Genomic DNA, 26,044 nt, shown 5'->3' with positions numbered 1-26,044 from the left:
GTTGCTGAGAAGCACGATCAGGCTTGTGCGGTGGGCCGAATGACGATCTCGCCCACATCGACCTCGGCCGGTTGCTCGATCGCGAAGGCGATGGCTCGGCTGATCGCATCGGGGGTGATGGCGATTTCGCCCATGCGTTTTTCGATCTCCGCCTTGACCTTGGGATTGGTCATCGAGTCGGCGAAGTTTGTCTGGACGATGCCCGGCGATATGTTCGTCACGCGCAGCTTGGGGCCGGCTTCAAGCCGCAGGCCTTCGGCGATCGCCCGAACCGCATTCTTTGTTCCGGCATAGACCGCCATTGTCGGGCTGATCGTCAGCCCGGCTGTGGAAAGAAGGTTGATGAAGTGGCCAAAGCCCTGGCGGCGGAACACCGGCAGGGCGGCAGCGATGCCATAGAGCGGACCCTTGATGTTGATGTCGATCATCTCCTCCCAATCCTCGACGCGCAGTTCATCGAGGAGCGAGATCGGACCGATGCCCGCATTGTTGATCAGGACATCGATCTTGCCGAACCTGTCGCAGGCAAGGGCAACGAGCTTGGTGAGATCCTCACGGTTCTTCACATCCATTGCCAGGAATGCCGCCTTGCCGCCCGCGCTCTCGATACGATCGACGAGCGCCTCAAGGCGATCGGAACGCCGGGCCCCGAGCACCATCCTGGCCCCACGCCCGGCCAGCAGAAGCGCGGTTGCCTCGCCCATGCCGCTGCTTGCACCCGTGATTGCGATGACTTTTCCCTTTATTCCAGACATGATTGTCTCCTTTCACGATCTAATATTGTGAAAGGCGTCTGGATTATCTATGCTTGAAACTCCATTGTTTCGTCGCGATCGTCCAATCCTGCCATGATCGATCCCCTATCCGACGTGCTCTCGCTTCTCGACATCGCGAGCGCGCGTTGCACGCGTCTCGAAGTGGGCGGGCGATGGTCGTTTCGTTTTCCGGCGAAACCCGCGCTGAAGTTCGCGGCTGTTCTTCGTGGTCGATGCTGGATCGCATTGCCGGAGGAGCAACCTTTTCCGCTCGGCCCCGGCGATACTTTTCTGCTGGCCAACGCCCCTGCCTATGTGATCGCCAACGATCTTTCCATGCAGCCCGAAGACGGGATGTCGTTCTTCGACTGGGAGCATTCGAATGTCGCCCGGCACGGCGGTGATGAAACGGCGCTGGTCGCGGGAAGCTTCGTGTTCGAAGGCGGCAATGCGCAGCTCCTGCTCGATGCCCTTCCCCGATTCATGCACATCCCTGGAAGCGATCGGGCAGCGACGATCCTGCGCGGCTCGCTGGCGGTGCTCGACGAAGAACTCGATGCGGCGTCGATGGGCGCGACGCTGATGACACGCCGCATGGGCGACATCCTGCTCGTGCAGACGTTGCGGGCTTACGTCGCCAAGGAAGGCACAAGCAGCATGGGCTGGGTCGGCGCGTTGACCGACCGACGCATCGGCGCTGCCCTCAGCCTGATCCACAATGATCCCGGCCATGGCTGGACAGTCAATGAACTTGCCACGTCCATCGGCATGTCGCGCTCCGGCTTTGCGCGTTATTTCAAGGAACTCGTCGGCATGGCACCGCTCGACTATCTGACTCGTTGGCGGATGCATCGCGCACGGGACGCCATGCGTCGGTCCGGGGCTTCGGTTGGCAGTCTGGCGCAATCGCTCGGCTACGCCTCCGAAAGTGCTTTCGGCAATGCATTCAAGCGCGTGTTCGGGCGTTCCCCGACGCAGCTCCGGCAGGCCGAAAACGCGGAGTAAACGTCGAGCTGTAGTTGGGTCGCCCACTGCTCGTCCTCGAGCTGCCGGGTTCAGGCCATGGCCGCGGCCAGCAGCTTTGCCTGCGGCGTCAGCTCGTCGAAGCTGCGGGCGCAGAGGTTGAGCTGGCGCGTTGCCCAGTCGTCGCTGAGCCGCAGGCTGCGAAGCCGGCGGGCCGAGCGGCACTTTCCGGCACGATGGCGATGCCGTTCAGGCGAGCTCAGTGGGCTCTGGCGTGGCGCGCAGGCGGCCGATATCGCGCAGGGGTGGCGCACCGAACAGGCGGGCATATTCACGGCTGAACTGGGAAGCGCTTTCATAGCCGACGGAGAAGGCGACGCCGGCCGCATCGCCTGACGTGGCGAGCAGGCGCCGGCGCGCTTCATTGAGGCGGATGCGCTTCTGGTACTGGATCGGCGTCATTGCCGTGACCGCCTTGAAGTGGCGGTGGAACACCGAGGCGCTCATGCCGGCTGTCCGGGCGAGATCCTCGACGCGGAACGGCTCGGCATAGTGGGCGCGGATCCAGCCCAGCGCGCGGCGAATCTGTGACAGGCGGCTGTCGGCGCCGGCAATCTGGCGCAGCATGGCGCCTTGCGGTCCCTGCAGCAGCCGAAACAGGATTTCGCGTTCGAGCAACGGCGCCAGCACGGGGATTTCGGCCGGATGATCGATGAGCTCGATCATGCGTAGCCACGCATCGACCAGCGCCTCGTCGGCCCGGCTGACGGCAAAACCATGGCCGATCGGCGCCTCGGCCACGGGCGGCATGTCGAGCAGCAGCGAGGCGATGAGCGTGGTGTCGAAGGCCAGGCTGACGGAGAGGTAGGGATGTTGCGGGCTGGCCTGCACAACCTTGCCGACAGCTGGCACCTCGACCGCGGCGATGAAGTAGCGGCCGGCATCGTAATGCAGCAGCTGATCGCCGATCATGACGGATTTGGCGCCCTGCAAGACCAGGCAAAGCCTTGGGTCGTAGAGCCCCGGCAACGGCCCGGTCGTCGCCTCGCCCTTCATGATGGCGACACGGGGAATGCCGGTTTCGGTCAGCCGGCCGCGCGCATGGCGCATCACCAGCGCTTTGAGGTCGTCGAGCGATTTCATCACAGCCTGTAGATCGCATCGGCACGGCCGGCAATCAAGCTTCCGGCAGGAATAGGCAAGAACTTACCAGTTTTCGGCACGCGGCGGCCAGCGGTCCGCACCATCTCTGCCGCAGACCAACCACGGATCAAACTGGAGATGGAAATGACCGACAAGACCGCATTGGTGACCGGTGCCAACAAGAGCATCGGCTACGAAACCGCGCGCCGGCTGGGCGAAGCCGGCTACAGGGTTTGGCTGGGCAGCCGCGACAGGGAACGCGGCGAAGCGGCGGCAGCCGCGCTCAGGCAGAAGGGCCATGACGTGCGCGTGCTGGATATCGACGTCGCCAGCGACGCCAGCGTCAAGGCGGCCGCCACGCGCTTTTTGCAGGAGGACGGACGTCTCGATGTGCTGGTCAACAATGCCGGCGTCCTCGGCTCAATGCTCGCTCCCAGCGAAGAGCCCATAGCCATCATCAAGGATGTCTACGAGGTCAATGTGTTTGGCCCGATCCGCACCACTCAGGCCTTCCTGCCGCTGCTCAAGGCAGCTCCGCGCGCCAATGTGGTGATGGTTTCCAGCGGGCTGGGGTCACTCGGCGGGTTGACCGATCCGGCCAATGAATTTTATGCGATCAATATCCTTGGCTACAACAGCTCCAAGACGGCGCTAAACGCCGCCACCGTTGCCTTCTCGAAGGAGCTTGCCGCGGCTGATATCAAGGTCAATTCGGCCGATCCCGGCTATACCGCGACGGACTTCAACGGACACACTGGCTATCGCACCGTGGAGCAGGCGGCCGAGATCATTGTTCGCCTGGCGACCCTGGACGAGAATGGTCCGACCGGCGGCTATTTCTACGATGAGGGTCCGTTGCCCTGGTGAAGGCCCGGCAGGCCACCCTCTCTGTTCACGCCAGCGCCGCGCCAGCAGCTTCGCCTGTGGTGTCAGCTCGTCGAAGCTGCGGGCGCAGAGGTTGGGCTGGCGCGTCGCCCAGTCGTCGCTGAGCCGCAGGCTGCGAAGCCGGCGGGCCGAGCGGCGCGCGGCACTTTCCGGCACGATGGCGATGCCCGCGCCTTGCGCGACCAGCCGGCAGACATTGTCGAGGCCGGGCACGCGGATGCGGATGTGCAGATGGCCGCCGAGGCGAAGGCTGACAGCGCAACTTTCACGTTGTGCGCGAGCCGCATGTCCGTCAAATCTTTTGCGATGGAGATATGCGATGAGTGACAAGACCTCAGGCCAGCAAGGGCTCGGACTTCTTGAAAGCATGGCGATCGTGCTGGCCGTCGCTGTGGCTTCGCTTGCCATGGCGCAGGCACAGCCCGGGTTGCGGGGATGTACGACAACGGCGGCTTCAATCAGCCCCGATGCCGCGCCGGCGAAACCCCGACCCGACGCCGACGCGACGGACATGCTGCTGCATGACTGATCCCGTGGTGCAGGTGCGGTCATGCTGAGTGCCGGCATCACCGCCTGGATCTGTGCCGTCTTCTTCGCCGCCGGCTTCGTCAAGGGCGTCGTCGGCATGGGGTTGCCGACCGTGGCGATGGGGTTGCTGGCGGTGACGATGCCGCCGGCCGAGGCCGCCGCCTTGCTGCTGATCCCGTCGCTGGTCACCAATCTCTGGCAGTTGTTTACCGGTCCATCTTTCGGCGGCCTGTGCAAGCGGCTGTGGACGATGATGGCCGGCATCCTGCTGGGCACCGTCGCCGGGGCAGGGGTGCTGACCGGCGCACATGCGGGCGCGGCCTCTGCGGGGCTCGGCGCAGCCCTTGTGCTTTACGCCATTCTCGGCCTGCTCAGGCTTGGCTTCATCACGCCGGCGCGCCACGAGGCCTTGATGTCACCGCTGGCCGGCGTGGCGACCGGGCTGGTCACCGGCGCCACCGGCGTCTTCGTCATCCCGGCGGTGCCCTATCTGCAATCGCTGCGGCTGGAGAAAGAAGATCTCATCCAGGCGCTCGGCCTGTCTTTCACGGTCTCGACGGCGGCCCTTGCTATTGGCCTGTTCCGGACGGGAGCACTGGCGTCGCCGACGGCGCAACTGACAGGGTCGATCCTGGCGCTGCTGCCGGCGCTGGCCGGCATGTTCATCGGCCAGGCGCTGCGCCAGAAAATGAGCGTCGAGACTTTTCGCACGGTGTTCTTCGTCGGGCTGCTGGCGCTTGGGGTGTATCTCGCGCTGGAGGCGCTGCGGTGAGGTTGCCCTCACTCGGCAATCGACCTGATAACCCGCGCCGGGTTTCCACCCACAAGCGTGTTCGGGGGAACGTTCTTCGTGACCACCGAGCCCGCCGCGACAACAGAGTTTTCGCCCACCGTCACGCCACCGATCACCGTCGCGCCGGCGGCGATCCAGACGTTGCGTTCGATGACGATCGGCTTTGCGGTGGTGAAGGCGCGCCGCCGTGACGGTTCGAGTGGATGGCCTGAGGTGATGAGGCTGACATTCGGCCCGATCAGCACATCGTCGGCGATGTCGAGCCCGCCAAGATCATAGAACGTGCAGTTCTGATTGATGAAGACATTGCGGCCGACGCGGATGTCGGCCCCGCCGGTCGTGTAGAAGGGCGGGATCAGCAGAAAGCTGTCATCCACTTGTCTGCCGATGAGTTCGCTGAACACGGCGCGGACTTCGGCTGCGTCGTTGAACGTCAAACGGTTGAGACGGGCGGTGATCGCCATCGCCCGTTTGACGTCCGCCAGCATGGCCGCCGATTCCGCCGTTCTTCCGGGGATTATCCTGGTGCGACCGTCATCCGCCATTCGTTGCTTTCCTCCGGGCACGGTCGAACGAATTTTGGCGCGTCCGCGCCGGGAGCGCCCTGGCTGTCTATTCGAGCATGATTCCGAAAGCCGGTTCCAGCTTGGGAGAACGTCTACCGAACCACCAGCACCGGGATTGTGGTATAGGACAACACTTCCGCCGTCTGGCTGCCGAGAAGCAGCTTGCCCAGCCCGCGGCGGCCGTGTGAGGCCATCACGATGAGGTCGCAGCCTTGCGCCTGCGACAGTTCCAGGATCGCTTCGGCTGGCCTTTTGTCCTCGACATGGACCACCTTGGCGGACACGCCGGCCGTGTCGGCTGAAGCTTTGCACTTGGCCAGAACCTCCTTGCCGTATTTGCGCGCCTCTTCCTGATAGGTGGCCAGTTCATCGCCCGCGGCAAAGCCGGCCATGGCGCCGCCCCAGGCGAAGATCGGGAATTGTTCCGAGACGGTGACAAAGGTGACGGTGGCGCCGATGCCTTTCGCCAATGTGAGGCCATGGGCAACGCCCTTGTCGGCCAGTTCCGATCCGTCGGTGGCGATGAGCAGATGTTTGTACATGATGATCTGACCTGTTGTGCAAGTGCCGGTGCCCTTGGGGTGGCGGGAGCCTTGTCGGGCTGACCTTGATATAAGTTCGCTAGCCGCTCCGTCACAGGGCCAGCTTGATGCGGATGAAGGCCAGGCAAGGGCAGTTTGGGAATTCGCGCCAATGTCAGGCCATTCCGGTGCAGCCAGCCATCAGCGATGCGGTCACCTGTCTGCAAACATTGCCGATCGCAAACGATTGGCCGCCGAGCATGCCCGGCGGCCAATCGTCAAACGCTATGATCCTCGGCTTAGATCGGCTTAGAAAGGTGCCGCCGGCAGCTCCTGGGTGCCTTCGAGCTTCACAGCCTGGAGTTCGTTCGCGTCATAGCCAAGAGCCCGCAGGATGGTGGGAGCTACCTGTGTCGTCTGCACCAGAGCTGGCACCGACCTCGGCTTGAGCGAAGGAGCGCTGATGAGAAGCGCCACGTTGCGGTCGTTCACATTGGCACCACCGTGCTCGGCAATCTTCGAGCCGGATGTGTAGACCACGCCTGGATTGACGGTGGCTATGAAGTCGGGCGTACGGCTGTCGGTGGCCGGATCCTGATAGGCGAGAGCAAGCGCATTCGGCGGCTGGATCTGGGCGATGCCTTCAGCCTTGCTCGATTTCTCGAGATAATCCTGCGCGGCCGCGAGGTTTTTCACCCTGTCTTGCGGTTTGAGCCAGATCAGCGCGGCGTCGTCGGCGATGTGGAAGGCATAGCCCGGTGTCTTCGTATAGGGATCATCGTCCAGAGGCTGGAACGATGCTGGGTCGATGGGCGACTGGCCATGCTTCGAGGCAAGTATGATCAGGGTCGAGTCGGCCAGATGATTGCCCTTGAGTGCAGCCATCAGTTCGCCGAGGGCGCCGTCGACATAGGCGAGCTGCCCGGCAAGACCATTGCTCGGCGCGCCGCTGGCATCCAGATAGCCGCCGACCAGACCGGCCTCGTCGCCAGGACCGGCCTTGGGAAGCTTCTGGCCCACGCTCACCGCCTGGAAATTCATGCCGAACAGCGTCGGAACCGCAGCGGGATGCGCGCCGGTGCTGTCGAGGCCCTTGATTTCGTTGATCACCGCATGGACACGCGCTTCATCGAAGTCACGCTCGGCCTTGAAGCTGCCCGTCGTCTTGACCTTCGTGCCGGGGATCAAGCTGTCCTGTTCCAGCGCGTAGAGGTCGTCGACGCCTTTGCCCGAAGGTCCGTTCAGCCATTCGTAGGCCGGGTGCTTGTCGGACCAGGCCGTGCGGCCGCCATGCGCTTTCACGATTTCGAAGACATTGTTGACCCGCACGAAATCATGTGGATAGACCACCGAGCATTTGCCGTTGATCAGCGTCATCGGCAGCTTTGCCGGGTCGATCTGGCTGCGGTAGTCGCCGGGCTTGCCACCACCATCAAGGCGCGTCGCGTCGACGTCGATGTTCTCGGCGAAAGCCACCTCGGCGCCCGGCTCGCCCTTGCAATCCGAGGCCGGTGCGAAATAGGTGCGGTCGTAGCTGTCGTCGTAGAACACGCCCGTCGATTTCGGTGTGCCGCCGGTTACCTGTGCCACAAGGCCAGGAAACGAGTCGGACGGGGCGCTGGCGAGCGCATTCGGATAGAAGATCCCGGTATGGGCGAGCGCGGCGAGCGAGCTTGTCGGATTTGCGGCGACATAGTTTGCCAGATCGAGCGCATGAAGCCCGTCGACGCTGATGAGCAGTACATGCTTGTAAGGTGCGGCAACGGCGCTGGAGTCAAACAGCGCGCCAGCCAACGCCGCCGACAGCGTACCCGCAGCCAGCGCTAGAGATAATTTTTTCATTGAAGTGTCCCTCATCTCGCAACCCCGCGATGGATCAAGGATAGGCAAGTGGACATGACAGGTTCATGAAAACTCGTTGGCAAAGGACCTTACGGATTGGTAAGCCAGCGGTGATGCGGCGGAAAGGTTTGCCCCCGCAGGATACAGGTCACGGGACCGTGGTTTGTCAGCAACTCGCCGCACGTCCATTGTTCAAGTCCATAACCTAGAGCCGGACGGACGAGAGACCGCGCATGACCGCCGACTGGTGCCAGGCCTCCCGAATCCTTCGGGCCGTGGCCTTTGGTTTGCTGATTCCAGGCCTGGCAAACGTCTCGGCCATCGATCGCGCCCTGGCGGCCGACACCGCCATCCCGGTGGTGGCCGATGTGGCGCGCCGCGGCGATGTTCCAATATCCCTGGTCGGTCTCGGCTCGGTTGTGCCGCTGCGCAGCGTGACCGTGACCAGCCGCATCGACGGCCAGCTCGTCAAGCTCGACTTCGCCGATGGCCAGGATGTGCATGCCGGCGACCTGCTTGCCGAGATCGACCCCGAGCCCCTGCAGGCCGCCCTTGCCCAAGCCCAGGCCACCAAGACGCGGGACGACGTGTCGCTGGCAAACGCCAGGCTCGACCTTGCCCGGGCGCAGACGCTGACCACCAAGGGCGTCGGCTCGACCCAGGCGCTGGACACGGCCAAGGCCGCCGTGGCGCAGCTCGAGGCGACCGGCAAGGTCGACCAGGCCGCCATCGACATCGCGCAGATCCAGCTGCGCTTCACGCAGATCCGCTCGCCGCTGGACGGCCGCGCCGGCATCCACACGGTCGACGCCGGCGCCATCATCCGCGCCAGCGACACGGGCGGCATTGTCCGCATCAACCAGATCCACCCCATCGCCGTCGACTTCTCGCTGCCATCCGACGCGCTGCCCCGTATCCAGACCGTGATGAAGGCAGGCAATGCCCCGGTGGTCGCGCAGGACAATGGCGGCCAACAACTGGCCACCGGCAGCCTGAGTGTTGTCGACAACCAGATCAACAGCGCCAGCGCGACAATCAGGATACGCGCCGTCTTCGACAATGCCGATGACCTGCTGTGGCCGGGACAGTTCGTCAATGTCCGCGTCCAGGTCGAATTGCAGCGCGGCGTGGTCACAGTCCCGGTGACGGCGATTGTGCGCGGTCCGGACGGGACCTATGCTTTCGTGGTCGGCAAGGACAGGCACATCGTCAAACGGCCGGTGACGGTGGCCTATTCGAATGCCGAGCTTGCCGTCGTGGGCGAAGGCGTTCAGCCCGGCGACACCGTCGTCACCGACGGCCAGTATCGCATCCAGGAAGGAGACCTGGTCGACGTGACCGGGCCGGCCCAGGCGGCGAACTAGCGCCATGAACATTTCAGCGCCCTTCATTGTCAGGCCGATCGCCACCACGCTCCTGGCCATCGGCGTGACGCTGGTCGGGCTGGTGGCGTATTTCCTGCTGCCGATCGCCGGCGTGCCGCAGGTCGAAATCCCGACGCTGCAGATCTCGGCCAACCTGCCGGGTTCGAACGCCGAGACGATGGCGACGACGGTCGCGGCACCGCTGGAGAGGCAGCTGGCGCTGATCTCGGGCGTGACGTCGATCAGTTCGAGCAGTTCGCTCGGGCGCACCTCGATCCAGGTCGAATTCGACCTCGACCGCAGCCTCGACGGCGCAGCACAAGATGTGCAGACGGCGATCAGCGCCGCCAGCGGCGACCTGCCGAAGGACCTTCCCAGCCCGCCGACCTACGAGAAGGCCAATCCGGCCGATGCGCAGCTGATGTCGATCGCCGTCACCTCGGCCGACCTGCCGATCGACAAGGTCGACGACTATGTCGAGAACTATCTGGCGCTGCAGTTGTCGCGGATCACCGGCGTCGGGCTCGTCGACTTCCATGGCGAGCAGAAGTCGGCGGTCCGTATCCAGGTCAACCCGTCGGCCGCGGCGGCGCTTGGCCTCAGCCTGGAAGACATCCGCGCCGCGATAGCGACGGCAAGCGTCAACGCGCCGAAGGGCACGCTGAACGGCCCCAGGCAATCGCTGACGCTCGCCGCCACCGACCAGCTGTCCAACGCGGCCTCGTTCAATTCGGTGATCATCGCCTACCGCAACGGCGCGCCGGTCCGCGTCAGCGACATTGGCGCGGCCATAGACGGCGTCGAGGATATCAGGCAGGCGGCGTGGCTGGGCAGCCAGCGGGCCGTCATCATCGATGTCCACAAGCAGCCCGGCTTCAACATCAACCAGACGGTGCAGCTGATCAAGGATGCGCTGCCCGAGTTGCAGCGCACGCTGCCGCCGTCGGTCAAGATGCAGATCCTGGGCGACCGCACGCAGACGATCCGCTCGTCCGTGTCCGAGGTGCAGTTCACCATGGCGATCAGCATCGGCCTGGTCGTGCTGGTCATCTTCCTGTTCCTGCGGCATGTGCGCGCCACGCTCATCCCCAGCATCACCATTCCGGTGTCGCTGCTCTGCACCTGCGCGGCGATGTATCTGCTTGGCTACACGATCGACAACGTGTCGCTGATGGCGCTGACCATCGCCGTCGGCTTCATCATCGACGACGCCATCGTCATGGTGGAAAACATCATCCGCCATATCGAGAATGGCGACACGCCGCTGCAGGCGGCGCTGAGCGGATCGCGCGAGATCGGCTTCACCATCATCTCGATGACGCTGTCGCTGGTCGCCGTCTTCATCCCGCTGCTTTTGATGGGCGGCCTGATCGGCCGGCTGTTCCGCGAATTCGCGGTCGCCGTCAGCATCGCCATCATGATGTCGGGACTGATTTCGCTGACGCTGACGCCGATGATGTGCGGCTGGCTGTTGAAGCCGATCGACCATAACGCCCGCGAGAACATCGCGTCGCGAGCGCTGGAATCCGCCTTTGCCGGCATGCTGCACGTCTATGAGGTCGGCCTGCGCTGGGTGCTCAACCACAAGCCGGTGATGCTGCTGTTCATGGCGGCGACGCTCGGCGCCACCGTCTATCTCTACCAGATCATCCCGAAGGGATTTTTCCCGCAGCAGGACAACGGCACCATTTCCGGGAGTTCCGAAGCGGCGCAGGACATCTCCTACGACGCCATGGTGCTGCGCCAGCACGAACTGGCCAAGGTGGTGACCGCCGACCCGGACGTGCAGACGGTCTATTACTGGGTCGGCGCCAACCCGACCGTCAACAGCGGCCGGCTTATGATCGACCTGAAGCCGCTGCGCGAGCGCCATTCGACGGCGACGCAGGTGATCAACCGCCTGCGCAAGGCGGCGACCAAGGTCGAGGGCATCGCTTTGTTCGGTCAGGCTCGCCAGGACGTGCAGATCGGCGCGCGGGTCAGCAAGACGCAGTACCAGTACACGCTGCAGGACCCCGACGTGAACGAGCTGTTCAAATGGGCGCCGATCATGCTGGCCAAATTGCAGACCTTGCCCGAATTGCAGGATGTGACCGGAGACCTGCAGGCGAGAGCGCCGCGGATGACGCTGAAGATCGACCGCGACCTGATCGGCCAGCTCGGCATCACGCCGCAGGCGGTCGACGACACGCTTTACGATGCGTTCGGCCAGCGCCAGGTGGCGACGATCTTCACCCAGCTCGACCAGCACCATGTCGTGCTGGAGTTGCAGCCGCGCTTCCAGGAGGACGCCTCGGCTTTGGCCCGCCTGTTCGTGCGCTCCAGCACCAGCGGCCAGATGGTGCCGCTGTCGGCGCTGGTGCATTACGAGACGTCGGTATCGCCGCTGACGATCAACCACCAGGACCAGTTTCCGGCGGTGACGCTGTCGTTCAACCTGGCGGCCGGGCATTCGCTCGGCGACGCGATCACGGCTATCCAGAAGCTCGAAGGGTCGATGATCCTGCCGCCGGCGCTGACGACACGCTATCAAGGCTCGGCCAAGGTGTTCCAGTCATCGCTGGCCAACCAGCCCTATCTGATCCTGGCGGCTATCATCGCCGTCTATATCGTGCTCGGCATCCTCTATGAGAGCTTCGTGCACCCGCTCACCATCCTGTCGACGCTGCCGTCGGCGGGCGTCGGCGCCTTCCTGGCGCTGATGGCGCTCGGCTATGATTTTTCGCTGATCGCGCTGATCGGCGTCATCCTGCTGGTCGGCATCGTCAAGAAGAACGCGATCATGATGATCGACTTCGCGCTGGAGGGCGAGCGACGACGCAACATGACGGCGCAGGAGGCCATCTACCAGGCCTGCGTGCTGCGCTTCCGACCGATCATGATGACGACGATGGCAGCCCTGCTCGGCGGCCTGCCGCTGGCGCTGGGCAGCGGCGCTGGCTCCGAGCTTCGCCGGCCGCTGGGCATCGCCATCGTCGGCGGCCTGCTCCTGTCGCAGTTCCTGACGCTCTACACCACGCCCGTCATCTACATCTATCTCAGCCGGTTCAGCCACCTCAGGTGGTTCTGGCGCCGCAAGGCCGATCCTGAAATCGTCGTGCCCGCCGCCGAGCCGGCGCTGGCGGCCGGGCCACGGGCGGAGGTCGTGCAGGCACCGCCGCCACCCAAGCCGCGCGAAACGCGGGTGGCGAAGCGGCGCTGAGGACTGCGATAGCCGCCCGGTCTTTCGCTCTCTTGCGCCGACCGCTACAGCTTGGCCTGACACCAACGAAAGGCCGAGCGTATGAGCAGCGCATTACCCCAAATCCACCTGGTCCGGCATGGCGAGACGGCGTGGAGCCTTTCGGGGCAGCATACCGGGCGCACCGACATGCCTTTGACGCCGGCCGGCGAGGCCGCCGCGCGGGGCGTGGCGGAGCGGCTCGAGGGCCTGTCGTTCTCGGCGGTGTGGTCGAGCCCTTCGCAGCGCGCCTACAACACCAGCGTGCTGGCCGGCTTTGGCGCGACAAGCGTCAGAAACGACGATCTGCAGGAGTGGGACTACGGCGCCTACGAAGGGCGTACCACCAAAGAAATCCTGGCCGAGCGGCCGGGCTGGAACGTCTTTCGCGACGGCTGCCCGCAAGGCGAGATGGCCGCCGATGTCGGCGCCCGCGCCGACAGGATCGTCAGACAGCTTTGCGAAGCTGGCGGCTCGATCCTGATCTTCTCCAGCGCGCATTTCCTGCGCGTGCTCACCGCCCGCTGGCTAGGCCTGCCGCCGGAAGGCGGCGCGCTGTTCGTGCTCGATACGGCCAGCATCAGCGTGCTCGGCTACGAGCATGATCTCAGCGAGCCGGTCGTGCGCAAATGGAATATGAAGTAGCGGTCACCGGCCTCCAGTCTCCTGACAGAAATCCCGCGCCTCCAGTGTATGGTCGGCGACATGAGCGAGAAAGGGATTGTCGATGTCAAAAGAGTTGGTGCGCGAGCTGTTTGACAGGTGGGAACGGGTCTGGGTGGATGGCCAATACGATCTGATCCCGGCTTGCGTCGAGCCGCACTACATCAGGCATGACGAGAAGGGCGACCGCACGGTGACGCGCGAGGACTATGCGGTCGAACTCGCTTCCGTCCGGGATGGTCGGCCGGGCATCCGTGTCGTCGTCTATGATCACGCCTTCACCGATGACAGCGCATGGTTTCGCTTTTCCTTCGTGTGGCCCGATCCCGAAACCGGCGAGCCGCGCAGCCGGGCCGGCATGCAAAGCTACCGGATCGAGAATGGCAAGCTCGCCGAAACCTGGATTTCGATGCTGGCGCCGGACACGAAATGGACGGATGCGACCGCCCAGGACCGTTGGACGAGCACCAGCCGATCTCCGCAGAAGCCGACCTGACGCCCGTCCGCGTCCGCCCCTACTTGTCGAACTTCCGGATCGCCTCGGCGCTCACCGGTGTGAAGAAATTCACCAGATTGCCGTCGGGGTCGCGAAACAGTAGCGAGCGATTGCCCCAGGGCATGGTGGTCGGCTTCTGCACGGTCGTGTCCCTGATGAAATCCGACAGCCGGGCGAATTCGGCATCGACGTCGCCGACGCGAAATTCGAGGATCGCGGTGTGGTTGTCGGCGGGGCGGGCGATGTCGCCGCCGAACAGCATCAAGGTGCGCGTGCTGCCGATCGCCAGCGTGCAGGAAGGTGTCGCGAGTTCGGCGAAGTCTTCCGTGTAGACGGTCACCGGCATGCCGGTGATCTCGCCGTAGAAGCGCACGAGGCGCTGAACGTCTGATGTGATGATGCGGACAGAGACGAAATTCATCGCAGGGGTCCTTGATTGCTGAAGCCGCGCGGGCTCCCGACCGATCTATAGGCCAGGCCTCCTGCCAGCTTTCTGTCAGGAGAGAGATGCGATGATCACGCTTCCGGTTCGGACCACATCAGCGGCAGGCCGAAGGCGGCGAACAGGCCAGGGCCGAGCGGGGCGACATAGACCGTCAGCGAGGCGATGCCGCCAGCGGCCGGCTCGATGACATGCAGCGATTGCGCGCGCCATTCCAGCTCCTCATGGCGCCGCGCATAGATGGCGACGGCGGGCTGGCCATTGGCCCGTGTCGCCACGGCGCGGTAGCCGGCGTAATTGCCCCACACGGTCCTGAAGAAACCGTGGATCGCCTGGCGGCCCTGGTACCAGTCGCGCCATGGCGGCATGTGGTAGGTGGCGTCCTCGCGCAGCAGGGCGACGAAGCCGTCGAGATTGGCAGCCTGCCAGGCCCTGATATAGCGTTCGAGCAGCAGGCTTTCCTCCGGGTTGGGCTGCGACCGCTGCAAAGGGCGTCCCCCGGGATAGCGCTCGCCGAGCGTCGCGCGCGCCCGCTGCAGGGCGCTGTTGACCGAGGCGGTCGAGCCGCCCAGCAATTGCGCGGTCTCCAGCGCCGACCAGCCCAGCACGTCGCACAGCAGAAGGGATGCGCGTTGCCGGGGCGGCAGAAGCTGGATGGCGGCGACGAAGGCAAGGCGGACGGCCTCGTTTGTCTCGTAGCGCGCGTCCGGGCCGGGCTCGCTATCGGCGATATCAGGCAGCTCGGCGTCGGGGTATGGCTCCAGCCAGGAAAGCTCGGCGGCCGGCCCCGCGGCGGCACGCCCTTCCGTTGGCGGCCGTGCAGGTTCTTCGAGGATGCGAGGCGCCGTGGCCCGTGCCTTGATGGCGTTGAGGCAGGCGTTGGTGGCGATGGTGTAGAGCCAGCCGCGCGGCGAGCCGCGCCCATCGAATTGCGCGCGGCCGCGCCAGGCCTTCAGCAACGTCTCCTGGACAAGATCGTCGGCCTCGTGCAGCGAGCCCATCATTCGGTAGCAATGCAGCTTCAGCGCGCGGCGGTAGGCCATCGTCAGGCGCTCGAAGGCAGGCCGATCGAGGATCGGCCCGCCTGTCGGGCTCAGCGGCTCAAGCGGGCCGGGAGCGTCTGTCATGTCGAGCCTGCCGTGCACAATTCGCCTTGCATCCTGCGCGCCTCATGCTGCCGCGGCAAGGCCGCTGCCGCTCACCGTGAAGGCGATGCCTGGCAGCTTGCCGCCGGCGAGCGCGACCACGGCGCGTCCGACATCGGCGGGCGTCTGCACATCGCTCAAGCTGGCCAGGAAATCCGCCGGGCTGATGCCGAGATAGGCGGAAATGCTCGAAATGCCGCGCTGGCCGACGCCGGTGCCGGCCATGATGCGCATCGGCGCCAGCGCCATGAAGCGCAGGCCAAGGCCAAGCCGGTCTGCTTCCTTCTGGCTGTGGGCGGCAAGGAACATCTGCATTTGCTTGGCGCCGGAATAGCCGCCGGAGTTCGGCGGTCCGCCGCTGAATGCGGCGCCGCTGGAGATCAGCACCACGCGGCTGCCCGGCTTCAACCGGCCCTGCAGCGCTGCCCTGCAGAACAGGAACGATGCCTTGACGTCCGTCTCCCAATTCGCCGAAAAATCGTCCCAGCTCTGGTCCTGGATGCAGGCCGACGGAGCGAAGGCGCCGGCGCAGATGACCAGCACGTCCGGCGGCAGCGCGGCGAACACCGCGTCAGGCGCGGCCTCCTGCGTGGCGTCGGCGGCAAGCGTCTTCACGCCTGACGCTTCCCAGGCGAGCTCCTTCAACGCTTCCGTGCCGCGCGCGACGGCAAGCACGGTTGCGCCTTCGCCGAGCGCAGCTTCCACGATCGAACGGCCGACACCCCGGCTGCCTCCGACCACGACGACATTTTGACCTTTCAACGATTGCATGGCTCACCTCGCTTCTCCGGCTGCCGGAACCATTCCAGCGCCTAATGATCAGGACAGCGCGGGCGGGTGGAAATCATCGGTGCGGGGGTAAAATCTTTCGCGGGGCGCCTGTCAGGCGGCTCTCATTCGTTGGTAGTGTCTCGGTTTGAATTTCGGCTGTGGGTGGAAGGCGTAGCCAAGCAATTCAGCGATTAACTGGGATTTGTGGCGGCGTCTGCGTTTTGGAAGATTTGACGCACACTGGTCCGCCTTTACCGGGCCACGCACAGTCCCATTCCGGTCCGAAGCCGAAATTTCCTTGCGTCTGTATCTCTCGCGTTTGCATCGGAAAAATCGACAGCGCAATAACTACGACTGCCAACAACACCAACACCAATAGGATGCCAGTAGCGTCTCCTGGTCGTAGCGGAGGCAGATAGATTTCGCGCCCAAGTACCTTCACGTCGATTCCTACCGACCGAAATTTGCCATCATATAGCTGGGACCTGCCGAAATAAGCTTCAAGAAATAAGATCGCATTTGAACTGCCGCAAAGGCTTGTGGGGGTGAGTCTTTTCTAGGTCACAGTCTTCGTTTGTATGGCCCACGCTTGCCCGGCTTAGGCGCAACAGGGTCGCTTCTGGCCCTTAGGCCCGGTGGGCATTTAGGAGGCTTTCTTCCGCTTCAAGAGAGTCACCAGCACTGTGCGCATTGACGAGTGCTCTGCGCTGTCGAGATCAACAATCCAATCATCATTGAGCTTGTGCCAAGGGAAGTTCGCGTTTCGCAACGCCTGTCGAAACGCTTTCGGATCGACACCGACGGCTCGGGCCATATCTGCGGCATTTGTCGGCTTGGCCATGAAACCTCCCATGCTTTGCGCTAAGCATATAGGTGTATGGCGCGGATCGCGACAAGCGCGGCGTCAAATTTCAAACTGAGACACTACCCATTCGTTCGCTGGTTTGCCAAAGATCTGCTTGAGGCGATAAACTGGACGGCCCATCGCCGATCTCTTGGGCGCACCAATAACCTGGGAGGAATGTACGATGACGACGCTGTTCGTGAGACATACCGTGTCCGACTACAAGGCCTGGCGCAAAGTCTATGACGGGTTCGCGCCGGTTCAAAAAGCCAACGGCGTGAAGGCCGAGACCGTCTATCAGGCGGCGGACAACCCCAATGACGTCACCGTGACGCATGATTTCGCCAGTGTCGGCGAGGCGCAGGCCTTCATCAAAAACCCAAAATTGAAAGAGGCGATGGGGAGCGCCGGCGTGGTCGGTGCGCCAAGCATGTGGATCACCAACAAGGCTTGATGGACCGCTCCATCTCCTGTTCCGCCGCAATTCCAGACGGAAGATGAGCCAGGCCGCTCGCGGCCTGGCGGGCGGGACGTTTCCTCACTCCGCCAGCAACACCAGCTCCTCCGCCGTCAAATGCCGCGCCGTGCCTTTGGCGAGGTCGCCCAGGGGCAGCCGGCCGATGGCGATGCGGATGAGGCGCTTGACCTCGATGCCGTGCGCGGCGAGCAGGCGGCGGATGTGGCGGTTGCGGCCCTCGTCGAGCACGATCTCCAGCCAGGCGGTGCGGCCGCCGCTGCGCAACAGCGCGATCGAACTGGCGGTCAGGGTCTCGCCATCGACGGTGACGCCCGCGCGCAGCGCCTCCAGCATCGTTTCATCGGGCACCGTGCCGACCTGCACATGATAGGTCTTGGCCAGATGCGAGGCCGGGTCCATCAGCCGATTGGCGAAATGCGTGTCGTTGGTCATCAGCAGCAGGCCTTCGCTCGCCTTGTCGAGGCGGCCGACCGGCGAGACGAAGGGCAAATCGAGCCCTTCGAGGCAAGCATAGACCGTGTCGCGCTGTTGCGGGTCGTCGCGGGTGGTGACCAGCCCGCGCGGCTTGTTGAGCATGACATAGACCTTGCGCTCAGCGACCAGCTTTTCGCCATCGACGACGATGCGGTCGCGATTCAGGTCGACGCGAAGTGCTGCATCGCGCACCACCTTGCCGCCGACGCGCACGCGGCCTTCCGCGATCAGCACCTCGGCCTGCGTGCGCGAGCACAGGCCGAGCTTTGACAGGGCGCGATTGAGGCTGACGCCGGCGCTGGCCGGCCTGCCGGTGGGGGGTGGTCGTGATGCCATGCTGATCCGGATCGGTCGGTTGCATCAGACAGATGGCATGGGCCGCGATGGCTCTGCAACACTGACTGCGCCGAAGTGGTTGGCCGCCTAATCCCGCCCGTTGAAAAACGCCGTCAGCACCGGCGCATGCGCGGCGGGTTTCAGCATGTGGTTCTGGCCTGCCAGTGTCTGGTAGCGGGTATTGGGCAGCGCCTGCGCCAAGGCCTTGTTGCCATGGCGCATCCAGGGCGGGCTTTTGCCGCCATCGGTCACCAGTGTCGGCACGCTGAGCGCGCTCCAGCGGGCGGGGTCCAACGGCTTGCCGAGTTGGTCGCCGGCGACGATCGCGCCGTCATAAGGCAGCGTATGCGCCACCGCCTTGAGCTTGCGCCAGATCGGCGTCAGTCTCATGACCGCGATCAGCAGGCCGGGCATGCCGACCGATTTGAGGAAGGCGCGCACAGCATCGCCGCGCCGGTCGTCGGCGATGGCTTGCCGGATCGTTGCCCAGTCGCCTTGCGTGGCCGGGCGGCTGTCGTCGACGATCAGCGGCGCTTCGTAGAGCGCGAGCCTGCTGATGCCGGGCAGGCGGGCCGCCGCCATCAGCGCCAGCATGGCGCCTGAAGACATGCCCCAGACATGGGCTTCACCACCGGCCGCCTGCAGCACGGCCTCGATGTCATCGACCTCGCGCTCGACCGCGTAGGGCGCAGTGTCGCCGCTGTCGCCACGGCCACGGCGGTCGTAGCGAAACACGGTGAAATCGTCTTCCAGCGCCTTGGCCAGCGGGCCGCTCGGCCCCATGGCGCGCGAGCAGAGCGCGCCGTCGACGAGGATGAGCGGATGACCCTTGCCCCGGCGCTCGCAGGCGATCGGTGTTCCATCCCGCGACAACGCGGCTTGCGTGGTCGGCTTGGCGCTTTCAGCCAGCATGGTCGGCTCCCCGGTTGATCAACTGTTCCAGCCGGTCGAAGCTCTGCATCCAGCCGCCGCGCATGCCGAGCGCCAGCAGGCGTTCGCGGTCGGCGACGCTGGCCAGGGTGACTTCGAAATGGACATGGGTGCGCGCGCCGCTGGCCGTGAAGCTGACCGTGTGACGGCTCCGGCCCGGCGGCTTGCCGGCCCATTCCTGGATCTCGGGATCCGGTTCGTCGCTGTAGCTCAGCCTGACGTTCTCGACGATGTCGAGATAGCTGCCCTGGTTGCGGTAGAGCGCGCCGCTGGCGGTCAGCATGTCGATGCGCCAGCGGCCGCCGACGCGCAAATCGAGCGCGCAATGGGGAATGGTGCAATCCCTGATGCCCCACCACTGGGCCACCAGAAGCGGATCGGTCCACAGCCGGAAGACGCGCTCGACAGGGGCGTTGAAAATCCGCTCGATGGCAAAGCTGCGGTCGGCGGTTGCGGGCGCGCTCATTCCGATCTGTCCGCGCCGCGCCGCAGGAGGTCTTCCATGCGATCGAAACGGTCTTCCCACAGCTTGCGGTAGTCGTCGAGCCAGCGGTCGATGTCGCGCAGCGGTTTGAGCTCGATGCGGCTGAGATGTTTTTGCGCCGCCCGGCTGCGGGTAACCAGGCCGGCCTGTTCCAGCACGCCGACATGTTTGGAGACGGCGCGCACGGTGAGCGCGAAAGGCTGCGCCAGCTCGGCAACCGACGCTTCGCCGTCGAGCAGCCGGGCAAGGATCGCCCGGCGCGTGGGGTCGGCGAGGGCGGCGAACGTGTCGTCGAGTGAGATTTGAGCGGTCATTATGGAACCATATAGTTCTGGAACTAAATGGTTCTATAATGGAATTGGCTGAATGGGTCAAGCCGCTTCGGAGGGTGAAGCGGTTGGCAGGCAAGGGCGCCTGCCGGGCGGTCCGCCCGGCAGGCCGTGTTCAAGGTCTCAGGCGGCCGCCTTCTCGTCCGCTATGCCGTTCAGCACGGCGATCGCGTCGGCCGGCAGGTCGAGTTCAGCCGCCGCCAGGTTTTCGCGGAGATGGCCGACCGACGAAGTGCCGGGAATGAGCAGGATGTTGGGCGAGCGCTGCAGCAGCCAGGCGAGCGCCACCTGCATGGGGGTCGCGCCAAGTTTGCGGGCGACATTGGCCAGCGTGCCCGATTGCAGCGGCGTGAAGCCGCCGAGCGGGAAGAAGGGCACATAGGCGATGCCGTCGGCGGCCAGCTCGTCGATCAGCGCGTCATCCTCGCGATGCGCGATGTTGTACTGGTTCTGCACGCAGACGATATCGGTGATACTGCGTCCCTGGGCGATCTGGGTCGATGTGACGTTGCTCATGCCGATATGGCGAATGAGGCCCTGGCGCTGCAATTCGGCGAGCGTGTTCAACTGCGGCTCGAGTGATCCTTCGGCGGGGCCGTGGATGCCATGCATGGAGCGCAGGTTGACCACCTCGATCACATCAAGCCCGAGATTGCGCAGATTGTCGTGCACGGCCTCAGTCAGTTCCTTGGGCGACATTGCGGGAAGCCAGGATGCATCGGCGCCGCGCCGGGCGCTGACCTTGGTGACGATGGTGAGGCCGGCAGGGTAGGGGTGCAACGCCTCGCGGATGATCTGGTTGGTGACGTGCGGGCCATAGAAGTCCGATGTGTCGATGTGGTCGACGCCGCTGGCGATCGCCTCGCGCAGCACGGCAAGGGCGGCGTCGCGGTCCTTCGGCGGGCCGAAGACGCCGGGTCCCGCCAGTTGCATGGCGCCGTAGCCGAGGCGTTTTACTGTGCGGTCGCCGAGTTTGAAGGTTCCGGCCTTGCTGATGTCGGTCATGGTCTCATCTCCTGTGGATCGGCTCAATGTAGACAAAGCGCGCCTGCGCGATAATATGGTGCAATCGGCACAGCCTGTGCGGAAAGGCGAACAATGGCGACGGATCTGGGAGACCTCCAGGCGTTCATGGCGGTGGTGCGCGCCGGCGGTTTTCGCGAAGCGGCCAGGACGGGCAGCGTCAGCGCGTCCAGCCTCTCGGAGACGGTGCGGCGGCTGGAGACCGGGCTCGGCGTGCGGCTCTTGAACCGCACCACGCGCAGTGTCGCGCCGACCGAGGCCGGCGCGCGGCTGCTTGAGCGGCTGGGTCCGGCGCTCGGCGAGGTCGAGGCGGCGCTCGACGTGGTCAACGGCTTTCGTGGCCGCCCGGCCGGCACGCTGCGGCTCAACGTGCCGGTCGTCGCGGCCAAGCTGGTGCTGCCGCGGCTGCTGCCGCCTTTCCTCGCCGCTTATCCCGACATCCGGATGGAAGTGACCGCCGAGGACAGTTTCGTCGACATATTGGCGAGCGGCTGCGACGCCGGCATCCGCTATGACGAGCGGCTGGAGCAGGACATGATCGCCGTGCCGATCGGCCCGCGCCGGCAGCGCTTCGCCACAGCCGCCGCAACGCCCTATCTCGACCGGCATGGCCGGCCCGAGCATCCGCGCGACCTGCTCGATCACGCCTGCCTGCGCGGCCGCTTCGCCAGCGGCCTGACGCCGCCTTGGGAATTCGAACGCGACGGCGAGGTGGTGAGCGTCGAGCCGACCGGCCCGCTTCTGGTCAGCACCGGCACGGCAATGGCCCTTGCGCTCGAGGTGGCGGTCGCCGGCGGCGGCATCGTCTCGCTGTTCGAGGACTGGCTGCGCCCCTATTTCGACGATGGCCGGCTGGAGCCGGTGCTCGAACCCTGGTGGCAGGAATTTTCCGGCCCGTTCCTCTACTACCCCGGCCGCCGCCTGACGCCGGCGCCGCTGCGGGCGTTCATCGATTTTGTCGGCACGATGCGCTGGGGGTGAGGGGTGGAGTGGTAGTGAAGCGCCTCGAGAACCAGAGCGAAGGCAGGTGAGGGCTGGCGGCGGCTGGGATAGTAGAGATGATAGCCCGGGCGTGGTGCGCACCAGTCGTCCAGTACGCGTAGCAGCCGACCGGCGGTGATCTCAGGCTCGACCACGTCCAATGGCAGGTAGGCAAGCCCCAACCCGTCGAGCGCTGCTTGCCGTATCAGGCTTATCGAATTGAACACGGCACGACCTTGGACGCGGGCCTTCAATTCTCGGCCATCGTTGCGAAACTCCCAGATATAGAAACCGCCATGCGTCGGCAGACGCATGTTGATGCACTGGTGCTCGGTGAGCTCCTGCGGTGTGCCCGGGAACGTCCGGCCTTCGAAGTAAGCCGGTGCCCCGACCACCGCCTGTTGGAAATCAGGACCGATGCGCATCGCGATCATGTCCTTGTCCACCTGTTCGCCAAGCCGCACGCCGGCGTCGTAGCGCTCCGCCACGATGTCGATCAAACCATAGTCCGAAATGATCTCGACGTTCACGTCAGGGTATTGCGGCAGCAGCCGCGCCATGGCCGGCCAGAGGATGGTTTCAGCGGCGTGCTCGACGGAATTGATCCTGACGGTGCCGGCCGGCTTGTCGCGCATCTCCCCCAGCGCCTCGATGTCGCGCTCGATCTCATCGAACCTTGGTCCGATGCTGCTCAGAAGCCTCTCACCGGCCTGCGTCAGGCCGACGCTGCGGGTCGTGCGGGTCAGAACCCGAAGGCCAAGCCGCTCCTCCAGGGTGCGGATGGTATAGCTCAATGCGGACTGTGACACGCCGAGCCTGGCGGCTGCCCTGGTGAAGCTCTGCTCCCGGGCGACCGCGATAAAGGCCAGCAGGTCGTTGACGTTCTGCCTTCGCATTCATCAATCCCATTTCTAAGTTCATGCCGATAATACCATCTAATTCCATTCGTCAGCAGGGGTTATCTAACCCCGGCAACGAAGGGATTTCGCAACATGAGCAAAGTTTGGTTCATCACGGGCGCCGGGCGAGGCATGGGCCTGCATATTGCCAAGGCTGCCCTGGCCGCCGGCCATCAAGTTGTCGCTAGCGGCCGCAATACAGACAAGGTGGCCGGGGCTGTCGGCCAATCCGACAGGCTTCTGGTCGTCAGGCTGGACGTCACCAGCATCGCCGACGCCGAGACGGCGGCAAAGGCCACCATCGAGCGCTTTGGCCGCATCGACGTCCTGGTCAACAACGCGGCCAGCTTCCAGGCCGGCTATTTCGAGGAACTGTCGCCTCGGCAGATGGACCTGCAACTGGCCACGAGCCTGGTCGGCCCGATGAATGTCACCCGCGCTTTTCTGCCGGCGATGCGCAAGCAGGGATCGGGCAGGATCATCTCGATCTCGTCGACGGCGGGCCTCGTGGGTTACGAATTCTGCACCGCCTATTCGGCGTCCAAGTTCGGTCTCGACGGCTGGATGGAAGCGCTGCAGATCGAGGTCTCGCCGTTTGGGATCGAGACCATGATCGTCAATCCAGGCTTCTTCCGCACCGAACTTCTCACCGAGGCATCGACCAGATATGCCGATCTCGCCGTCGCGGATTACAGCGCGCGCCGTGCGCAGCAGGAGGCCTTCTGGACAGGGGCGAACGGCACACAGGGTGGCGACCCCGCAAAACTGGCGCAGGCGCTGATCACGCTGGACAAGGAGGCCGCGCTTCCCCGGCGCTTCCTGGCCGGCGCCGATGCTATCGCCACGGCTGAACAGAAGATTGCGACATTGCAGCAACAGATCGAAACCTATCGCGCGCTTTCAAGCTCACTGGCGATCGACGGATAATCGCTGCTGCGGGCGTCAACCGCGTCGGGTCGAAATCGATTCAACCGACGCGCTTAAGTGTCTGTTTTATGGATGAATCTATGCCATTGTGGAAAGTCTTGGCCCGCTTCTGGCGGCGGTGGGCTACCCCTGGAGACACTCACCCGTCCGCACATCCAAACAATCCAAACCCGGTCCGTAACACTTTGTTTTCTTGCCCGGCGTATCCACGAGGGCAGCGTCGCTGATTGCCGACGCACCCTCGACGCATGAAGGAAGGGGGACGAAGCATGGGTTCGCCCTGGTCTGAATTGCTGGCCAATCTCGCGGTCGTTGCGATGTTCGTTTCGGTCTGGATCCACACGCATGTGTGGCTGGACCGCAGGCCGGCCGCGGTAAAGGCGGCGGCCTTCGGCCTGCTGATGGGCGCCGGCGCCATCGTCCTGATGCTGACACCAATGCAGTTGCAGCCAGGCGTTTTTATCGATCTCAGGGCGACGATGGTTGGCCTTGCCGGCTTCTTCGGCGGTCCTGTCGCCGGCATCGTCGCGGGCGTGACGGCCGGCGCCTTCCGCACTTTCGAGGGCGGCATCGGCGCTTTCGCCGGCGCGGTGGGGATCGCGGCGACCATGCTGGTCGGCATTGCCGGCAATCTTGCGCTCAGGGGCCGCGCCCCCGCCATGCGCGATATCATGATCCTGGGTGCCGCGACGGCCTGCGGATCGCTGCTTGGCCTCAGTGTCCTGCCGCGGTCCGTTATCGAGACGGTCCTGCCAAAAGTGGTGTTTCCCTCGACATTGCTCATCTTCGTCTCCGTGGCGATGTCGGGGCTGGCGATTTACCAGGAGCGGCGGCGCCTGGAAGCGCTGCAGTCGCGGCGCATCTTCAAGGCCGTGGTCGAGACCTTGCCTGATTGCCTCAACGTCAAGGATCTTGAGGGCCGGTTCATCGCCGCCAATCCGGCGACCGCCGCGCTGATGCAGGCGGCCAACGCCAAGGCGCTGATCGGCAAGACGGATTTCGATTTCTTTCCCAGCGAAACAGCGCAGGGATTCCGCGAGGACGAGCTTGCGGTGCTGGCGTCCGGCGTCTCCTCCACCATCGAACAGCACGTGCACCATGCGGACGGCACCGATGCCTGGCTGGCGACGCTGAAGGCGCCGTTTCGTGACAGGACCGGGGCCGTCATCGGCCTGATCACGCACAATCGCGACATCACCCAGCGCAAGCAGCTGGAAACCGAACTGGCCGAAAGCCAGGCCAGGCTCGGAGACGCGCTGACGCATATGGCCGACGGCCTGGTGATGTTCGACCCCGAGGACAGGCTGGTGCTGTGCAACGCCCAGTACCGCGCCATGTTTCCGAAGACGGCGGACTTGAGGGTACCCGGTGCTCACCATCGCGACATCCTGCGCGCCTCGGTGGCGCGCGGCGAAAGTGTCACCCCGCCCGACGCGGTCGAGGCGTGGATCGCGGATATCATGGCCCTGCAGACATTATCCAGCCACCGCCAGGTCCAGCTTGCCGACGGGCGCTGGCTCGATGTGCGGACCCGGCCGACCGGCGATGGCGGCAGCCTGAGTGTGTTTTCCGACATCACCGAGGCCAAGCAGGTCGAGGCCGAATTGCTGGCGGCCAATGAGAAGCTGAACCTGCTGGCGCATCGCGACGGGCTGACCGAACTGTTGACGCGGCGGGCCTTCGACGACGCGCTGGCGCGCGAATTCGCCCGCGGCCGGCGCAACACGACGCCGCTCAGCCTGCTCATCATCGACGTCGACTGGTTCAAGCGCTTCAACGACCATTACGGCCATCCGGCGGGTGACGAATGCCTGCGCGCCGTCAGCCGCTGCATCGAGGCAACGGCGCGGCGGCCGGCCGACGCGGCGGCCCGCTATGGCGGCGAGGAGTTCGCGCTCGTCCTGCCCGAAACCGACGCGCGGGGTGCCTTCGTCATCGCCGAAAGCCTCAGGGGCAAGGTGCGCGACCTCCGGCTCGCGCATGCCGGCAGCGAAAAGGGCATCGTCACCGTCAGCATCGGGGTCGGCACTTTTGACGGCAGTGCTGCGATCGAGATCGCCGATCTCTTGCGGCGCGCCGACGAGGCGCTCTACGGCGCCAAGGCCGCGGGGCGCGACCGCGTGCATGGCTGGCGCCCGCATCTCAGCGAACCACGCGCGACGGGTTCCCGGCGCAAGGCGTGAGCCCTGGCTGTCACGGCACTGTCATGGTCCGCCGCCATTAATCCATAAATCTGGATAGA

At 64.7% G+C, this 26,044-nt stretch carries 27 protein-coding genes and 2 pseudogenes; 13 read left to right on the top strand and 16 right to left on the bottom strand.

Annotated elements, in window-relative coordinates; translation table 11 throughout:
• Nucleotides 1–17 precede the first annotated feature (17 nt).
• On the bottom strand, nt 18–755 hold the full coding sequence (locus tag HB778_RS04425) for an SDR family oxidoreductase (protein ID WP_183461802.1): 738 nt from the start codon (nt 753–755) through the stop codon (nt 18–20).
• Nucleotides 756–848: 93 nt separating this feature from the next.
• On the opposite strand from HB778_RS04425, the gene HB778_RS04420 reads away from it, so the two are divergent.
• Nucleotides 849–1,760 carry an AraC family transcriptional regulator gene (locus HB778_RS04420; protein ID WP_183461800.1) on the top strand — a complete coding sequence of 304 codons (912 nt, stop codon included), beginning with the start codon at nt 849–851 and terminating at the stop codon, nt 1,758–1,760.
• A 207-nt stretch (nt 1,761–1,967) separates the two neighbouring features.
• Here the strand turns inward: HB778_RS04420 and HB778_RS04415 are convergent, their stop codons facing one another.
• Nucleotides 1,968–2,864 (bottom strand): AraC family transcriptional regulator, encoded by an 897-nt coding sequence (locus HB778_RS04415; RefSeq protein WP_183461798.1) that lies wholly within the window; start codon nt 2,862–2,864, stop codon nt 1,968–1,970.
• 135 nt (nt 2,865–2,999) lie between these two features.
• Between HB778_RS04415 and HB778_RS04410 the strand changes: the two genes are divergently transcribed.
• Entirely contained in the window at nt 3,000–3,728 is a 729-nt protein-coding gene (locus tag HB778_RS04410) for an SDR family oxidoreductase (protein WP_183461796.1), read from the top strand.
• 84 nt (nt 3,729–3,812) lie between these two features.
• On the opposite strand, the pseudogene HB778_RS04405 reads toward HB778_RS04410, so the two are convergent.
• A pseudogene (locus HB778_RS04405) lies at nt 3,813–3,959 on the bottom strand (LysR family transcriptional regulator); the annotation flags it as partial.
• On the opposite strand from HB778_RS04405, the gene HB778_RS04400 reads away from it, so the two are divergent.
• From HB778_RS04400 to HB778_RS04390, 3 genes are read left to right on the top strand one after another with little or no spacing between them, the layout of a single operon-like run.
• Nucleotides 3,921–4,073 carry a hypothetical protein gene (locus tag HB778_RS04400; RefSeq protein ID WP_183465333.1) on the top strand — a complete coding sequence of 51 codons (153 nt, stop codon included), beginning with the start codon at nt 3,921–3,923 and terminating at the stop codon, nt 4,071–4,073. The pseudogene HB778_RS04405 and the gene HB778_RS04400 overlap by 39 nt on opposite strands.
• Nucleotides 4,066–4,275 carry a hypothetical protein gene (locus HB778_RS04395; RefSeq protein WP_183461794.1) on the top strand — a complete coding sequence of 70 codons (210 nt, stop codon included), beginning with the start codon at nt 4,066–4,068 and terminating at the stop codon, nt 4,273–4,275. The genes HB778_RS04400 and HB778_RS04395 overlap by 8 nt, the downstream gene beginning before the upstream one ends.
• A gap of 21 nt (nt 4,276–4,296) precedes the next feature.
• Nucleotides 4,297–5,046 (top strand): sulfite exporter TauE/SafE family protein, encoded by a 750-nt coding sequence (locus HB778_RS04390; RefSeq protein WP_183461792.1) that lies wholly within the window; start codon nt 4,297–4,299, stop codon nt 5,044–5,046.
• 8 nt (nt 5,047–5,054) lie between these two features.
• Here the strand turns inward: HB778_RS04390 and HB778_RS04385 are convergent, their stop codons facing one another.
• The 3 genes from HB778_RS04385 to HB778_RS04375 all read right to left on the bottom strand — a co-directional run bounded on the left by HB778_RS04385 (nt 5,055) and on the right by HB778_RS04375 (nt 7,996).
• Nucleotides 5,055–5,612: a sugar O-acetyltransferase gene (locus tag HB778_RS04385; RefSeq protein ID WP_183461790.1), complete on the bottom strand. Its 558-nt coding sequence runs from the start codon at nt 5,610–5,612 to the stop codon at nt 5,055–5,057.
• A gap of 113 nt (nt 5,613–5,725) precedes the next feature.
• Nucleotides 5,726–6,175 (bottom strand): universal stress protein, encoded by a 450-nt coding sequence (locus HB778_RS04380; RefSeq protein ID WP_183461788.1) that lies wholly within the window; start codon nt 6,173–6,175, stop codon nt 5,726–5,728.
• A gap of 288 nt (nt 6,176–6,463) precedes the next feature.
• Nucleotides 6,464–7,996, bottom strand: a complete 1,533-nt coding sequence (locus HB778_RS04375; protein ID WP_183461786.1) for an alkaline phosphatase family protein — start codon at nt 7,994–7,996, stop codon at nt 6,464–6,466.
• 233 nt (nt 7,997–8,229) lie between these two features.
• On the opposite strand from HB778_RS04375, the gene HB778_RS04370 reads away from it, so the two are divergent.
• The 4 genes from HB778_RS04370 (at nt 8,230) to HB778_RS04355 (ending at nt 13,739) form a co-directional block, all read left to right on the top strand.
• Nucleotides 8,230–9,360, top strand: a complete 1,131-nt coding sequence (locus HB778_RS04370; RefSeq protein ID WP_183461784.1) for an efflux RND transporter periplasmic adaptor subunit — start codon at nt 8,230–8,232, stop codon at nt 9,358–9,360.
• Between the two features lie 4 nt (nt 9,361–9,364).
• Nucleotides 9,365–12,562: an efflux RND transporter permease subunit gene (locus HB778_RS04365; RefSeq protein WP_183461782.1), complete on the top strand. Its 3,198-nt coding sequence runs from the start codon at nt 9,365–9,367 to the stop codon at nt 12,560–12,562.
• Between the two features lie 81 nt (nt 12,563–12,643).
• A complete protein-coding gene (locus HB778_RS04360) occupies nt 12,644–13,225 on the top strand; it encodes a histidine phosphatase family protein (RefSeq protein WP_183461780.1) in 582 nt (193 codons plus the stop codon).
• Between the two features lie 82 nt (nt 13,226–13,307).
• Nucleotides 13,308–13,739: a nuclear transport factor 2 family protein gene (locus HB778_RS04355; RefSeq protein WP_183461778.1), complete on the top strand. Its 432-nt coding sequence runs from the start codon at nt 13,308–13,310 to the stop codon at nt 13,737–13,739.
• 19 nt (nt 13,740–13,758) lie between these two features.
• Here HB778_RS04355 and HB778_RS04350 read toward each other — a convergent pair whose 3' ends face one another.
• The 4 genes from HB778_RS04350 to HB778_RS04335 all read right to left on the bottom strand — a co-directional run bounded on the left by HB778_RS04350 (nt 13,759) and on the right by HB778_RS04335 (nt 16,938).
• Nucleotides 13,759–14,160 (bottom strand): VOC family protein, encoded by a 402-nt coding sequence (locus HB778_RS04350; RefSeq protein ID WP_183461776.1) that lies wholly within the window; start codon nt 14,158–14,160, stop codon nt 13,759–13,761.
• A gap of 95 nt (nt 14,161–14,255) precedes the next feature.
• Complete coding sequence (locus HB778_RS04345) at nt 14,256–15,308, bottom strand: sigma-70 family RNA polymerase sigma factor (protein WP_183461774.1); 1,053 nt, start codon at nt 15,306–15,308, stop codon at nt 14,256–14,258.
• A 42-nt stretch (nt 15,309–15,350) separates the two neighbouring features.
• Nucleotides 15,351–16,097, bottom strand: a complete 747-nt coding sequence (locus HB778_RS04340) for an SDR family NAD(P)-dependent oxidoreductase (RefSeq protein WP_183461772.1) — start codon at nt 16,095–16,097, stop codon at nt 15,351–15,353.
• A 643-nt stretch (nt 16,098–16,740) separates the two neighbouring features.
• Nucleotides 16,741–16,938 (bottom strand): hypothetical protein, encoded by a 198-nt coding sequence (locus HB778_RS04335; protein WP_183461770.1) that lies wholly within the window; start codon nt 16,936–16,938, stop codon nt 16,741–16,743.
• 187 nt (nt 16,939–17,125) lie between these two features.
• Between HB778_RS04335 and HB778_RS04330 the strand changes: the two genes are divergently transcribed.
• Nucleotides 17,126–17,395 carry a cyclase gene (locus HB778_RS04330; RefSeq protein WP_183461768.1) on the top strand — a complete coding sequence of 90 codons (270 nt, stop codon included), beginning with the start codon at nt 17,126–17,128 and terminating at the stop codon, nt 17,393–17,395.
• Between the two features lie 84 nt (nt 17,396–17,479).
• Here the strand turns inward: HB778_RS04330 and HB778_RS04325 are convergent, their stop codons facing one another.
• The 5 genes from HB778_RS04325 to HB778_RS04305 form a co-directional block, all read right to left on the bottom strand.
• Nucleotides 17,480–18,229: a pseudouridine synthase gene (locus HB778_RS04325; protein WP_183461766.1), complete on the bottom strand. Its 750-nt coding sequence runs from the start codon at nt 18,227–18,229 to the stop codon at nt 17,480–17,482.
• An 87-nt stretch (nt 18,230–18,316) separates the two neighbouring features.
• Nucleotides 18,317–19,141, bottom strand: a complete 825-nt coding sequence (locus HB778_RS04320) for an alpha/beta fold hydrolase (protein ID WP_183461764.1) — start codon at nt 19,139–19,141, stop codon at nt 18,317–18,319.
• A complete protein-coding gene (locus HB778_RS04315; protein WP_183461761.1) occupies nt 19,131–19,625 on the bottom strand; it encodes an SRPBCC family protein in 495 nt (164 codons plus the stop codon). The genes HB778_RS04320 and HB778_RS04315 overlap by 11 nt, the downstream gene beginning before the upstream one ends.
• Entirely contained in the window at nt 19,622–19,957 is a 336-nt protein-coding gene (locus HB778_RS04310) for an ArsR/SmtB family transcription factor (protein ID WP_183461759.1), read from the bottom strand. Before HB778_RS04310 ends, HB778_RS04315 begins: the two co-directional genes overlap by 4 nt.
• Before the next feature lie 138 nt (nt 19,958–20,095).
• Nucleotides 20,096–20,977, bottom strand: a complete 882-nt coding sequence (locus HB778_RS04305) for an aldo/keto reductase family oxidoreductase (RefSeq protein WP_183461756.1) — start codon at nt 20,975–20,977, stop codon at nt 20,096–20,098.
• Between the two features lie 93 nt (nt 20,978–21,070).
• On the opposite strand from HB778_RS04305, the gene HB778_RS04300 reads away from it, so the two are divergent.
• A complete protein-coding gene (locus tag HB778_RS04300) occupies nt 21,071–21,976 on the top strand; it encodes a LysR family transcriptional regulator (protein ID WP_183461755.1) in 906 nt (301 codons plus the stop codon).
• An 11-nt stretch (nt 21,977–21,987) separates the two neighbouring features.
• On the opposite strand, the pseudogene HB778_RS04295 reads toward HB778_RS04300, so the two are convergent.
• Nucleotides 21,988–22,872, bottom strand: a pseudogene (locus HB778_RS04295) (LysR family transcriptional regulator); the annotation flags it as partial.
• 96 nt (nt 22,873–22,968) lie between these two features.
• Here HB778_RS04295 and HB778_RS04290 point away from each other — a divergent pair.
• Together HB778_RS04290 and HB778_RS04285 are read left to right on the top strand one after the other, a co-directional pair.
• A complete protein-coding gene (locus HB778_RS04290) occupies nt 22,969–23,802 on the top strand; it encodes an SDR family oxidoreductase (RefSeq protein ID WP_183461750.1) in 834 nt (277 codons plus the stop codon).
• A gap of 269 nt (nt 23,803–24,071) precedes the next feature.
• Nucleotides 24,072–25,985 carry a diguanylate cyclase gene (locus HB778_RS04285; RefSeq protein ID WP_183461748.1) on the top strand — a complete coding sequence of 638 codons (1,914 nt, stop codon included), beginning with the start codon at nt 24,072–24,074 and terminating at the stop codon, nt 25,983–25,985.
• Nucleotides 25,986–26,044 lie beyond the last annotated feature (59 nt).

The organism is Mesorhizobium huakuii (genome assembly GCF_014189455.1).
In the GTDB taxonomy this organism is placed as follows: domain Bacteria; phylum Pseudomonadota; class Alphaproteobacteria; order Rhizobiales; family Rhizobiaceae; genus Mesorhizobium; species Mesorhizobium huakuii_A.
The sequence above is the reverse complement of the archived record's forward strand: the minus strand, read 5'-3'. Positions and strand labels throughout refer to the sequence as shown.